The organism is Pseudoalteromonas sp. A601 (assembly GCF_002165575.1).
Taxonomy (GTDB): domain Bacteria; phylum Pseudomonadota; class Gammaproteobacteria; order Enterobacterales; family Alteromonadaceae; genus Pseudoalteromonas.
The window spans coordinates 100,973-115,198 of the sequence record NZ_MXQF01000005.1; the positions used below are offsets into that span (position 1 = coordinate 100,973).

Consider the following 14,226-nt stretch of genomic DNA (forward strand, 5'->3'; position numbering starts at 1 on the left):
TACGCCTAAATTTTATAGAAAATTAAGAAAGGTCAAATGTTAATGACCTAAATATCACATATAAATTTATAGGAAAGTATACATGGCACTTAATACCTGTGTGCATCGCAAGATAGCAATTTTAAGGTGTGTAACACCTCGGCTTAAATATATCGCGTTTCTCGCTTTGTCACTTTTTACATTTAATGTTTATGCCTTTGAGAAGCAGTTAAACCTTCAAGAGGCAATTCAGTGGACGCTTAAACAAAATCCAGAACTTAAAATATTTGATTTCAAGCAAACGGCATTAATTGGACGAGAACAAATCGCAAGTTTAAATCCTGCTTATGAACTAGAGCTTGAAGCTGAGAACTTTGCAGGCTCAGGTGAATTTAATACATTCGACAGTGCTGAATTAACAGTCGCTCTATCTTCGGTTATCGAAATGGGAGATAAACGCTCAGCGCGGATTGGAATTGTTTCAAAATCAAGAACACTACTCACTGCTGAAAAAGAAGTCTCTGCGCTTAATTTAATGGCTCAAGTCACTGAGAAGTACGTGGAAGTACTTGCAGCCCAACAAAGAGTTATATTGGCAGAAAATGCTTTGAGCTTAGCACAAGAAACCTTAGAGATTGTATCTCAGCGTAACCGCGCAGGTGCTACTCCTGAGGCTGAAGTGAAACGCTCAAAAGCAGTTATTGCTCAGGCTAACCTCACCCTTCAATCTGAACAAAAGCGCTTGGAATATCTAAAGCTTTCTTTATCAGCTTACTGGGGAGAAACATCAGTGTCATTCTCTAGAGTAACTGGAGATCTGTTTCAGTTTGGCAATGATAGTGATTTTAGTAGTCTCTTTGCGAAATTAGAGAAAAACCCTGCTATTCAAGTTTATGCAAGTGAGCAGCGACTAAAAGAGGCCGAGTTACAGTTGGCTAAAACAGAGTCAACGGCCAATATCAAATGGTCTGTTGGTGTTAGGCGCTCTCAAGAAGCCAATGATACGGCACTGGTCGCTGGCTTTAGCTTACCTTTGTTTGCTGAAAAGCGAAATTCTGGCGCAATCGCTAGTGCGCTAGCAGAGCGTGACCAAGTTGCCATAGAGAAAGAGGCGACTAAGTTAAGATTTAGAAATCACTTACTACGAGCATACTCCAATAGAAAACAAGCCATATTAACAGCTAATTCATTAAAGCAGTCGGTTATCCCAATGCTTGAAGATGCACTGGAAGATACTCAAGACGCCTATCAAAAAGGTCGATATGGATATCTTGATTATGTATCGGCTAGACAAGAGCTGTTAAATGCTCGGCGAACCCTTATTGACGCGGCATCTGCTGCCCTAATTTATGGCGCAGAGATAGAAAAACTAACAAACGAAGCGCTGTCACTCTAAATAAACATCACTTTAAGTTTAATAACAATTTATTGATTCAGTGATTAACTGAATCGTTTAGGAATTCAAAATGAAAAACTATTTACTCGCACTATTGATTTTTATTGGGTATCTATCACCCATTCAAAGTGTTTTCGCTAGTGAAGATGAACATGAAGGCGAAGAAGGCATAAGCAAAATCGACAATAACATGGCAAAAAAGGTTGGTGTTGAAACAGCCTATTTAGCTTCAAAAACGTTGAACCAAACTATCCCTGTATACGGCTCTACGACGATAGGCGCTGAACAATTATTTCAAGTTAGCGCTAGATATAACGGCGTTATAAAGACAATAAACTTCACTGTTGGTGATACGGTAAAAAAAGGCGATCTATTAGCCGTTATTGAATCTAATGAGAGCTTAAATACTTATAAAATAACATCGCCTGTTTCTGGGACTGTTTTACAGCGAAATGGAAATATTGGCGGTATCACGCAAAACACTAGCTTGTTTGAAATCGTCAAATTTGACACCTTGTGGGCTGAATTTAAGGTGTTTACCAGCCAATATAATCAAATCAAAGTCGGTCAGCATGTTGATATTGAGCAAGGTGAACACGCATTCAGTTCAGTCATCACTAATATTATTCCAGCTAAAGATCAGCCTTATGTTTTAGCACGGGTACGATTAAACAACACTGAGTTAAAGCTAACGTCAGGTCAATTATTAAAAGGCAACGTAAAGATAAACCAATTTGAGGTGGATTTAGCGGTCGAGAAAGTTGCCATACAAGAGCTAGGTGGACAATTAGGTGTCTTTGTAAAAGAAAATGAAGAGTACGAGTTTGCACCACTTGTCCTTGGTCGTTCAGACAAAAACTATATCGAGGTCATTGATGGCCTCAGTAAAGACGCTGAATATGTAAACAAAAACAGTTATCTGATTAAAGCAGATATCTTGAAATCTGAAGTAGAAGACGACGATTAGGAGACGCAATATGATTGAATCAATTTTGCGTCTTGCAATAAATAGGCGCTATTTAGTATTAAGCTTGCTGATGGTAATCATCGGCGTTGGTATGTGGAGTTATCAAAAACTTCCCATTGATGCTGTTCCAGATATAACAAACGTACAGGTACAAATAAATACCTCTGCCCCCGGTTATTCACCTTTAGAAGCGGAGCAAAGGGTAACTTTTCCAGTAGAAAACGCATTAGCTGGACTACCAAAGCTGTCTCACACCCGCTCTCTTTCAAGATATGGTTTATCCCAGGTGACCGTTATCTTTGAAGAGGGAACCGATATTTATTTCGCACGCAACTTAATCAATGCAAGATTAGCTGCGATAAAAGGCGTTATTCCCTCTGGCTTAGAGCCAGAGATGGGTCCTATTTCCACAGGGCTTGGTGAAATATTTATGTATACCGTACAAGCTTCTCCTGACGCTAAAATGCCTAATGGAGAGCCTTATACCGCTATTGCCTTAAGAGAAATACAAGACTGGATCATTAAACCGCAATTGGCTCAAGTTAAAGGCGTCATTGAGGTCAACAGCATCGGCGGCTATAACAAGCAGTATCATATAACGCCGAAACCCGAAAAATTACTTTTTCATCAGGTAAGCTTTGAAGACGTTTCTGATGCATTACGTAAAAATAATGATAACCGTGGCGCGGGTTATATTGAGCAAAACGGACAACAAGTGTTAGTGCGCTCCATCGGGCAACTTGCGACAATGGATGAAATCCTCAATGTCATCATCAAAAAGAACGATGGTATTCCTGTAAAAATAAGTGATGTTGCCAATGTTGCTATAGGCAAAGAACTTAGAACAGGGGCTGCTACTCGTAATGGCATTGAGACAGTGCTTGGTACAACCATGATGCTGATTGGTGAGAATTCTCGCACCGTTGCTTTAGAAGTGGAACATAAGCTCAGCGAAATACAAAAATCTCTGCCAAAGGGCATTACCGCAGAGCCTGTTTACGACAGAACAACGTTAGTAGATAAAGCGATTGCAACCGTTACCAAAAACCTCGTTGAAGGTGCGCTTTTAGTTATTGTTGTGTTATTTATTCTACTTGGAAATTTACGTGCAGCTCTCATTACCGCTGCTGTTATCCCTATTTCCATGTTAATGACAATCACAGGTATGGTGCAAGCAGGAGTATCTGCCAATTTAATGAGTCTCGGCGCATTGGACTTTGGCTTGATAGTGGACGGGGCTGTAATCATCGTTGAAAACTCTGTCCGTAGGTTAGCACAGGCCCAACACAACGGTCATAGGCAAGACTTAAGAGAACGCCTAAATACCGTTTTTGAAGCCACTTCAGAAGTGATACGTCCAAGCTTGTTTGGTGTGGCAATTATCACTGTTGTTTACATCCCCATTTTCACGCTAACTGGCGTTGAAGGGAAAATGTTCCACCCTATGGCGGCAACTGTCGTTATGGCGTTAATTTCCGCAATGATCCTTTCAGTTACACTGGTTCCTGCTGCTGTAGCTGTGTTTATGAAAGGTAAAATCAGCGAAAAAGAAAGTGTAGTTATTCGTTCAACCAAGTCTATTTATGAACCATTGTTAAAAATGGCGATGAAATTTCGTTGGATTATTGTTTCATTCTCAACGCTGTTAATGGGGTATAGCCTTTGGTTAGCAACTACGCTTGGGACAGAATTTGTTCCTCAATTAAATGAAGGTGATATTGCACTACAGGCATTAAGAATTCCATCGACTGGCCTAGAGCAATCAGTAGAAATGCAAGAAGTACTTGAGCAACGTATTAAAGCGTTTCCTGAAGTTGATAAAGTATTCTCGCGCATTGGCACACCAGAAGTAGCAACCGACCCAATGCCACCGAGTATTGCTGATATCTTTGTTATTTTAAAACCACGTAAAGAATGGGCCGAACCTTCAAAACCAAAAAGTGAATTAGTTGAAGAAATGGAAAAAGTACTGAAAAACATTCCAGGCAACAACTATGAATTCACTCAGCCTATTCAAATGCGTTTCAATGAATTGATTTCTGGCGTTAGAGCTGATGTCGGCATCAAAATATTTGGTGATGATTTGGATCGGTTATTACTTACCGCAAAAGATATTCTAAATATTGTGAAAACCGTGGATGGTGCCGCTGATGCTCGAATAGAACAGGTCACAGGTGTTCCATCTTTATCAGTAATTCCTAAACGAGAAGCGCTTGGTAGGTATGGATTGAACGTTACCGAATTGCAAGACTGGGTTGCCACTGCGATTGGCGGTGAATCTGCGGGGATCATTTATGAAGGTGACAGACGGTTTGAGTTAGTTGTTCGCCTACCAGAGCAAATAAGAACGGATATCGATAGCTTGAAGCATCTGCCGCTTCCACTTGAGAATGGTAACTATGTGCCAATTGAAGAAGTTGCAGAGCTTAAATCAGAGTCTTTACCCGCGCAGATTAGCCGAGAGAACGGAAAAAGAAGAGTTGTGGTTACCGTCAATGTTCGTGGTAGAGATTTAGGCGGTTTTGTAAAAGAAGTTAAAGCTAAAATTAATCAGGAAGGAGAAATTCCAGCAGGATACTGGCTTGATTATGGTGGAACGTTTGAACAACTAGAATCAGCAAGTAAGCGATTAAGCCTAGTTGTACCGATAACATTGGTTGTTATCCTAGGTATTTTGATTATAGCATTTGGTTCATTAAAAGATGCATTAATCATTTTCAGTGGCGTGCCTTTAGCATTAACAGGGGGCGTATTTTCACTTTATTTAAGAGACATGCCCTTATCAATTTCGGCAGGTGTCGGCTTCATTGCATTGTCAGGTGTCGCAGTATTAAATGGCTTGGTTATGTTGGCTTTTATTCGAGATCTTTGGCATGAAAAAGGCGACCTATACGTAGCGATCATTGAAGGTGCCATCATTCGTTTAAGACCTATTTTAATGACGGCACTGGTCGCAAGTTTAGGTTTTATTCCAATGGCGTTAAACACTGGAATTGGTGCAGAAGTACAACGACCACTAGCAACAGTTGTTATCGGCGGTATTGTATCTTCTACCATTTTAACTTTGTTTGTATTGCCTATTTTATATCAATGGGCGCATGGCGCTGAGAGTAACAAACAGCAATCCGACGAAATCTAAAAGCAAAAAAGCAGCTTAATTACTAAGTTATGCCTAATTAAGCTGCTTTTTATATTGTATGCTCCAAAATTTTATTGATAAAACTTACTCTGCTTCATCCCTACAATTTTCATTTAAAAACTCAAACTCTATCGTCGTATGCGATAAATGATAGGAAGATAATTTAGCTGCAACCTCTTGTTTAAGCTTAATTAATTCTTTAACGTCAAAGTTGTCACTCAGCTCAAGGTGCGCTGTTAAAACGTGACTTTCACCATCCAGTGACCAAAAATGCATATGGTGTATACCATTTACTTCAGGAAATTCAATTAATGACTGCTTAATACGCTCTTGGGTCTCTTTATCGGGTGCAGCTTGAAGAAAAAGCACCAATGTTGATTTAAGATTTTTGAAAACGTTAAATAAGATAAACAGCGTAAACCCTATTGATAATAGAGGATCTAATATCGGCAGTTCAACGAACAACAATACAATAGAGACTATAAGAACGGCAACCCAACCGAGTACATCTTCAAGTAGGTGCCATGTCAGCACTTTTTCATTTAGTGTTTCACCCGCTTTTAATTTGAATACCGCATAACCATTTACGGCAACACCGAGTATGGCTAGCCCTAACATCCCCTCAACTACAGGCATTTCAGGATTGGACAGCTTAGGTATTGCTTCAAATAAAACCCAAATAGAGCCGATAATCAAAACAATACTATTTACCAATGCACCAAAAAGTGTAAGTCGGCGATAACCATAGCTGAATTTGTCTGATGCTTCTTTATCTGAAAAACGACTTAAAATCCACGCAAAACCTATTGAAAGACTATCACCAAGATCGTGAACGGCATCCGCCATTATCGCCGTACTGTTTGTGAGCCAACCACCTATAAATTCGATAATGGTAAATATCACATTAAGGAAAAATGCCCAACCAATCCGGTCGTCTTTACCATGCTGATGACTGTGACTATGGTTGTGCATTTTGTACCTCCAGTACTTTTTTATTTCTTATTTTTGATACATTCATATTAATCAAATGTCGGATCACTCGTTGATACAACCAACGTTTTACACCTGATAGATTAGTACCTTTTTCGAGATAGAACTTATCTGGTGAATCATAAAGCCCAAAGTCGTCATGAATACCTTCTTTTTGAATATAGGTATCCTCTCCACGCCAATCCGTACCGGGTGAAGATAAGCACTTTGTTGCAACACCATAACCACAAAACTCATCTTTTGCTTGGCTAAATTTCTGCTGTAGTGAGCTTAAGTATTGCTCATCCAATATAAAGCCCTCTAAGTTTATCCAACGCCCTTCAAAGTAAACTTCTACCCAACTATGAATGATGTATTTAGGTGCTAACCAAAATACAAGCTTAGGATAGCACCTTTTTATAGTTGCTGATCAATGGTAAAACCTTGGAAACGACACTGGATACCTAGTCCACGCAATAGTGCCATTAACAGATTACCCTTAGTATTACATTGTCCATAACCATCTGCTAGCACATCGCTTGCTGAAATATCATCACTCTTGTTATAGCCAAACATTATTTCATCTTTTACAAACTGATAAGCGGCACCAATTTTGTTGAAATTATCCAAATTTTTCCACCCTCGTTGATCGATCAGGGATTGGATATCTTTGTGTTCAAAATTAACGATATTCGTATTGTTTAAATATTTCTCAGTCATTTTTATATATCCCTTTCGTTGCATACCTATACTATAGATCCTATAGTAACTATAGAGTCAAATGTCTGGGGGAAATTGATGAAAATAGGCGAATTGTCAAAAAAATCGGGCTGTTCAATACAAACGATTAGATATTATGAAAGAGAAGGATTACTGTTAAATCCAAACCGTTCAGAAGGTAATTTCAGGCTGTATGATAGTAAAGCACTTAAACAATTGGAATTCGTAAAGCATTGTCGCAGCCTAGATATATCACTCAATGATATTAAACGTCTTATCGAATTAAAAAATAAGCCAGAAGAAAGCTGCTCTAGCGTTAATGCATTAATTGATCAGCAACTTGCACTAGTGAATAAACGTATGAAAGAATTAAGGGCGCTTAAAGCTGAATTACAACAGATGGCAAGTGCTTGTGGTTCAGACAATACAATTGAAGCGTGCGGCATCATCAAATCATTGGATAGCTAAACTAAATATAACTTTAGGTTAGTAGTATTCACAAAGGCAATAATGTAAACCATTGGCAAATTAGCACAATCATTAAATTTAAATGTAGAAACCATTCGTTTTTATGAACGAGAAGGGCTGATTACACAACCTGAAAAACCAATATCTGGTTATAGACAATATGACGAAACAATAGCAGGACAACTTAGGTTTATCACAAAAGCCAAAGCGCTCGGCTTTACGTTAAGAGAAATAAAATCGCTAATGTCTATGGACAGCAACTGCACTCAAGTTGAGCTATTAAGCCGACAAAAGTTAGCAATCATTCGAGACAAAATTAATGACCTTCAACGTTTAGAGAAAGTAATTGTGGATATGACAAATACCTGTATGCAAAACGAAGATCCAACACATTGCCCCATAATTGATTCATTAAAATGATTGACTCCGTACTTATATACGGAGTTTAGAATGATGGTAATATCAACCAATAGACTTTCAAATGATAAATAAAATATTAGACAGAGTAGGCTCTAGTGGCGTTTGGCTAGCGGCACGGCCTGCTTCCCTGCATTAAGGTCACTTGCATCGGCATTAGGACTAGGCTTCTTCTCTCACTTCGAAGGAATAGCTGTAAATACGCTTTTACCTATTTTTGCATCTTTGGAACTATTGGTAAACTTATACAACTGGCACAAAAATAAAAACCATACCAGAGCTGTCTTCAGCATTCTAGGGCCTGTAGCAGTGCTATTAACGCTTTATCCTCTTTGGCTATATGATTGAAGCACATACCTATTTTACTTTGGTATTTGCTTAATGGTCGTTATGTCGGTTTTGGATATCGTAAAACCAGTAAGGGAGCAAACATGCAACGTATGGCTAATTGCCGTCGTTGAAACGATTAACGGTCAATGTCTGCTTTTCGCTCTTTGCCGAAGTTCGGCTCAGTGCCATAAGCGGACGTTAGATGATGGTGGGAGTAATACATAAACTCAATGGTAACGACATTATTCCTACTTTGATTAAAAAGCCCTGCTAAGGAGTTTTTTATTGTGTGAGATCAAGCTCATGCTTAACCATTAGCTATTTGTTTTATTTAAAAATATTATTGTGCTATGGTCAAATTTAGTGGGTAATCAATCAGACAATATATACAAGGAAAGCCAAGCTTAATTCGAAAGAAAAGCTAGGTATTCATAAAGGACTAAAATTGAAAATATCAAAAATTCAAATCAGAAATTTCAGGTTGTTAAAGGATTTTTCTTTAGATCTTGAAGATGAACTTTCGCTTATTCTCGGTAAGAATAACACAGGAAAAACTTCTATATTGACCGCGCTTGATAAGTTTCTTAATCAATCAAGCCGTAGGAGCATTACGCTTGATGACTTCAATGTTGGATTGAAAAAAGTGTTGCTTCAATACCTTTCTGGTGTCAAAGAACTTCCTATTGAGAACTGTTATCAACCCTTAGGAATAGAACTTAAAGTATATATTGAGTACACAGAGCAAGATGACTTGTCACAAGTTAGTTCACTGATAATGAGCCTAGACCCCGATGATAATAATATTGTTTTGAAGTTTGAATACAATATTGACCATGAGCAGCTTATAAAGCTTAAAGATGACTATACCGAACAATCTGAAAAATTTGATAATAATCCTGAATTATTTCTTAAAGAACACCTCGGTGACTATTTTGGCTCAGTAAAAAAGAAAAGCCTTTTATTCACCGATGAAGCTGTTTTTATTGACCTTGTAAAAGAGAATATTCCCCTCAATGACATCTTATCATTCAACTTTATTAGTGCCAAAAGAAGTGTGACTAATAAAGATAATGATAAAACCTTATCTCATCAAACGGCTAAGATATATAAGATCTCAGACGAGTCAAATGAACAAATAGATGCCTCCGAAAAGTTTAAAGAAACCCTTCGAAAGACTGATGATGAGTTAAGTGCAATTTATGCAGATATGTTTGATGGGCTAATTCAGAAGATTAACCAATTTGGCGGTGTAAATCCTACAGATACCAAACTAAAAGTATCATCAACACTACAACACCGTGATTTACTCGATGGTAATACAACAGTGATGTACTCGCACGATACTCATGACCTGCCAGAGCATTATAATGGTTTAGGGTATATGAACTTGATAAGCATGATCTTTGATATTGAAATGGTCATGGGCAAGTTTCGACGTTCACTAAAGGAAAAACCTGCTGCGATTAATTTGTTTTTTATTGAAGAACCAGAAGCGCACACTCACCCTCAAATGCAATATATCTTTATCAAAAACATTAAAACATTATTGAAAGGTAATCGAGAACGCGATGATGGAATAACGATTCAACTTCAAACGGCTATTACAACACACTCATCTCATATTGTTTCTGAATGTGATTTTGATGATATTAAGTATTTGCGAAAAAACAACTCAACCTGTGATGTTAAAGCAAAAAACCTGAAATCACTTCAAGATGAGTACAAATCAGAAGATGATGCTGAAGATATTAAACTGAAAAAAGCTTATAAGTTTTTGAAGCAGTATTTGACTTTAAATCGAGCAGAGCTATTTTTTGCGGACAAAGCTATTTTTATTGAAGGAGAGACTGAAAAAATATTAGTCCCTGCCATGATGAAAAAAATTGATCAAGAGTTTAGGGCTCCTGATGAAACACCATTATTATCTCAAAATATCTCAATGGTTGAGGTTGGTGCTTATTCGCAAACATTTGAGAAATTCATCGATTTTATCGGGGTTAAATCATTAGTTATTACTGATATTGATAGTCAATATGTACGAGATATTATTAAGGATGGTAATACAAAGAAAGAGACAATTAAATGTAAGCCTTCAGATCCACTCGCTAACCAAACTTCAAATGCATCATTAAAATTTTTCTTCGGTAATGACGATTTAGCTTTTTACAAAAATTTATCCATTAATCAAAAGTTATTAAGAAAAGATGGTACCCAATGGATTCAAGATCCTGATGGATACTTCCTAATGGCTTACCAAACAAACGAGGACGGATATCATGGACGTAGCTTTGAAGACGCCTTTTTTAGTTTAAATAAAGATCTATTAGGTAAGAGTGCAGAAGCTTTTCCTTCATTAACAAAGAGACATTTTGATATTTATGTAGACAGTGACGATGCTTGCCCATTCGACTTTGCTGAAAAAGCAGTAAATAGCAAGCCAACATTAGCTATTGAAATATTACTGAATAGCAAAAAAACTGGTGATAATGAATTTAGTAATTGGCAAGTCCCTAGCTATATCAAGGAAGGATTATTATGGCTACGCAAGAATTAGATATATCGCATCTTACTACTGAATCCCAAAAAGTTATTGGGTTAATAAGACAAGGCTATAGTTTTTTATTAAGCGGTGGTGCTGGTAGCGGTAAAACCTACTCTCTAGTTGAAATATTAAAAGCCGTTTTAGTTGAAAATCCAACAACATCTATTGCCTGTATTACCTATACGAATGCAGCAGTCGATGAGATTGAAGAGCGTGTTCAGCATGAACATCTTCATGTTTCGACTATTCATGATTTTTTATGGAGTAATATTAAGCACTTTCAGTGTGAACTGAAGAGTACGCTAATTGAATTAATAAATGATGACGAACAGCCCAAAATAAAATCTCCAGATGGAGAGAAAGTCACAAATAATTATTTTGATGATCTTGATGGTGATATTAAATACAAAGAGTTTGTTAGGATTAAAGATGGTTGTATTTCTCATGATGAGGTGATCATTCTTGCCTGCAAAATGTATGAAAAATATGAAAAACTCTGCACTATAACTAAAGATTCATACCCATTTATTCTTGTTGATGAGTATCAAGATACAGATCCTAACGTAGTAAAGTTGTTGCTAGAGAACTTAAATCAATCACCTAAAAGAAACATTGTTGGTTTTTTTGGTGATGCGATGCAGTCAATTTACGAAGGAAGCGTGGGGAATTTAAATGGAAATACTCAACCTAAACGTATTACCGCATTAAAAAAGGAACAGAACAAGCAGGGAACTTACTTCTCAGTCATTAATAATTTAAAAGAATATACTTTACTGACACCAACAGTTATAGAGGTCAAAAAAGTCCAAAACCGACGGAATCCTCAACTTGTTATAGATCTCGCTAACAAAATAAGAACTGATGGCTTAATGCAGGAGCCATCAGAAGATATTAACGCGCCTAATATGAATGCAGATGGGACAGCAAAACAAGGAAGTGCACTTTTCCTATATTCCAATAACGATGATTTAGGCGCAGTCTGTCATCACTTAGCTTGGGACTTTGATAGTTCAATTGAGACCAAAGAACTTAACCTAACTCACAATCTAATTGCAGGAAAAGCAGGTTTTGGTGATTTAATGCGCATTTACGATAAAGATAAAATTTTAGAATCTATTAAGCGTGTTAAGGGGTATATAAAAAAGAATGATATTAAGATAGATACTGAAGGCAGAACATTTAAGCATGTATATGAGGAGTTAGGTGGTTTACAAGATGGTACTCCTAATCCACTCGCACCTACCAAAGGCCAAAAAGAATATATAGATGCTAATCCCGATGTTTATGAATTAGCATTAGCGCAGCCTTATGATGAGATATCAAAACTCTACATTGATAAAGACATGTTGGTTGACGATAAAAAAAATACAGCTGATGATTTAAGTAAGCCTAGTTCTAATCGAGATGATCTGATCAAGCACTTATTTAAAATTGAGCACTGTATTTATTTGTATAAAGAAAAAAGATTTAATGAGTTTTCAAGAATTACTGATTTCTCAATAACATCAGTTGCTGATAAGAAAAACTTAAAAAAATCAATGGAAGAATTGATTAAAGTTGACAATAGATCTATTGACGAAGTTATAGCTCTTGCGAATCAACTTAACCTTGTTGTTGAAGATGATAAATTAGAAAGGTTTAAAGTATCTAGAAATTATGTTTATCAGCAAGTATGTCAAATACCTTATCAACAATTTAGAGGGCTATATCAATACTTAGAAGGCTATACTCCTCTTTCAACACAGCATAAGACTAAGGGTGCAGAGTATCCTAATGTACTTGTCGTTCTAGATAATGGCCAATGGAATAGTTATAACTTTAAAAATTTATTTGAAGGAGGAGGAAAAGAAAGTGTACGGCAGAGGACAGAAAAAATATTTTATGTGTGTTGCACACGGGCTAAAGAAAACCTTGCTGTTTTTTTCCATCAACCTAGTGCAAATGTGATTGCTAAAGCCAGTGAGTGGTTTGGTGCTCACAATATTGTTAATTTGGATGAGAAATAGCAATCTTTTAAAGGGGAAGCAGAATGACCATATTTTATGTTAACCCTGCTTAAATTAGTGTGCTATTACTGGTCATACTTCTATATATGTTTATGTCAGCTTTCTCTACAAGCTGACATAAACAATAGTTTTTACATTTTCAATGTCCGCTTATCGCTCTTTGCCGAAGTTCGCCTAAGTGCCATGAGCGGGCATTAAAGCGTAACTCGTTTCTGCCCCAAAACGTGTTGAGGCGAATGCCTCAAAAGAGCGATTACCGGCCATTGAGGTTGGTTAAATACAATGGAAAACTGTGATAGTAATATCTAAAGTTATTTGTTAAAACTATATAGATTATAAAGGCGAGCTTTACATCCGCTCAGATGTGCCCTTCGAACACTAAGAAATGTTAAGCATTTAAGGAATAAATTTGAAACATCCCAAATATAAAGGTGTTAACTTTCTAGATGCAGAAATACGAAAACTTGAACAAAATGTAATTACTAGAGAGATAGAGTTCGAGTGGGCAGTAAAAAAATTAAAAAATGCAGATCCTTATGACGATATACATAAATTAAGGAAGGCCTTAAAAAGTAAAGAAAAGTCTGTTATTAAAGCTAGACGACAAGTTAAGTCAAAAATAGCTCAAAAAACCAGAAAGTTAGCTGAGCGAAATAAAGAAAAATTTGGTGGTAAAGTTCAAAAAAGAAAGAATATTGCACTTAATCAATCATTAAATGAAGAATTAAAAATTCAGGGAAACATATTGTCTCAATTAAAAAATATGCCGATCAGTTTTGCTAAGGATTTAACTAAGCAAGATGGTAAAGCAAGCGACTTATTTATTTCACACGCCTCTGAAGATAAAGCTGATTTTGTGAAATCATTAGCAGATGAGCTCATAAAACAGGGAGTTTCAGTTTGGTATGATGAATACGCACTAAGAATTGGTGATAGTTTAAGGAAGTCCATTGATAAAGGCCTTTCTCAATCTAGGTTTGGTTTAATTATTTTATCTAAAAGTTTTTTCGAAAAAAACTGGACACAATATGAACTAAATGGATTAGTCGCAAAAGAGATGGAGGGTGAAAAAGTCATTCTTCCTATTTGGCATAATATTAGTAAAGATGAGATTATGAAGTTGAGTCCTACGCTTGTGGATAAGTTTGCTCTTAATTCAGCAACTAATACGGTATATGAAATTGCAGAAAAAGTTGCAGATGCCGTAAACAACGCGTGAAAGCTAATTAATTAGAAAATCCCTAAGAGAGAATAAGAGCAAATTTTGGCTCATGAATCTCATTATCGAACGTC

At 36.8% G+C, this 14,226-nt stretch carries 10 protein-coding genes and 1 pseudogene; 9 read left to right on the forward strand and 2 right to left on the reverse strand.

Annotated features, from left to right (window positions below; translation table 11 throughout):
• The first annotated feature begins 82 nt into the window (after positions 1-82).
• The 3 genes from B5G52_RS05520 to B5G52_RS05530 all read left to right on the forward strand — a co-directional run bounded on the left by B5G52_RS05520 (position 83) and on the right by B5G52_RS05530 (position 5,481).
• Positions 83-1,375: a TolC family protein gene (locus tag B5G52_RS05520; RefSeq protein ID WP_002962255.1), complete on the forward strand. Its 1,293-nt coding sequence runs from the start codon at positions 83-85 to the stop codon at positions 1,373-1,375.
• 70 nt (positions 1,376-1,445) lie between these two features.
• A complete protein-coding gene (locus B5G52_RS05525; protein WP_002962254.1) occupies positions 1,446-2,342 on the forward strand; it encodes an efflux RND transporter periplasmic adaptor subunit in 897 nt (298 codons plus the stop codon).
• A gap of 10 nt (positions 2,343-2,352) precedes the next feature.
• Complete coding sequence (locus B5G52_RS05530; RefSeq protein WP_002962253.1) at positions 2,353-5,481, forward strand: efflux RND transporter permease subunit; 3,129 nt, start codon at positions 2,353-2,355, stop codon at positions 5,479-5,481.
• An 84-nt stretch (positions 5,482-5,565) separates the two neighbouring features.
• Here the strand turns inward: B5G52_RS05530 and B5G52_RS05535 are convergent, their stop codons facing one another.
• Entirely contained in the window at positions 5,566-6,453 is an 888-nt protein-coding gene (locus tag B5G52_RS05535) for a cation diffusion facilitator family transporter (RefSeq protein ID WP_002962252.1), read from the reverse strand.
• A pseudogene (locus tag B5G52_RS05540) lies at positions 6,440-7,170 on the reverse strand (transglutaminase family protein). The gene B5G52_RS05535 and the pseudogene B5G52_RS05540 overlap by 14 nt, the downstream one beginning before the upstream one ends.
• A 78-nt stretch (positions 7,171-7,248) precedes the next feature.
• On the opposite strand from B5G52_RS05540, the gene cadR reads away from it, so the two are divergent.
• The 6 genes from cadR (at position 7,249) to B5G52_RS05570 (ending at position 14,152) form a co-directional block, all read left to right on the forward strand.
• On the forward strand, positions 7,249-7,638 hold the full coding sequence (cadR, locus tag B5G52_RS05545) for a Cd(II)/Pb(II)-responsive transcriptional regulator (RefSeq protein WP_002962247.1): 390 nt from the start codon (positions 7,249-7,251) through the stop codon (positions 7,636-7,638).
• A 51-nt stretch (positions 7,639-7,689) separates the two neighbouring features.
• Positions 7,690-8,058, forward strand: a complete 369-nt coding sequence (locus B5G52_RS05550) for a MerR family transcriptional regulator (RefSeq protein WP_028834999.1) — start codon at positions 7,690-7,692, stop codon at positions 8,056-8,058.
• A 102-nt stretch (positions 8,059-8,160) separates the two neighbouring features.
• Positions 8,161-8,403: a MerC family mercury resistance protein gene (locus B5G52_RS22505; protein WP_327077832.1), complete on the forward strand. Its 243-nt coding sequence runs from the start codon at positions 8,161-8,163 to the stop codon at positions 8,401-8,403.
• Positions 8,404-8,830: 427 nt separating this feature from the next.
• Complete coding sequence (locus B5G52_RS05560; RefSeq protein WP_002963062.1) at positions 8,831-10,939, forward strand: ATP-dependent endonuclease; 2,109 nt, start codon at positions 8,831-8,833, stop codon at positions 10,937-10,939.
• The gene (locus B5G52_RS05565; RefSeq protein WP_087531700.1) at positions 10,921-12,933 is read left to right on the forward strand and encodes a UvrD-helicase domain-containing protein; all 2,013 of its coding nucleotides are present in this window, start codon (positions 10,921-10,923) and stop codon (positions 12,931-12,933) included. The genes B5G52_RS05560 and B5G52_RS05565 overlap by 19 nt, the downstream gene beginning before the upstream one ends.
• Positions 12,934-13,342: 409 nt before the next feature.
• Entirely contained in the window at positions 13,343-14,152 is an 810-nt protein-coding gene (locus tag B5G52_RS05570; protein WP_002962239.1) for a toll/interleukin-1 receptor domain-containing protein, read from the forward strand.
• Positions 14,153-14,226 lie beyond the last annotated feature (74 nt).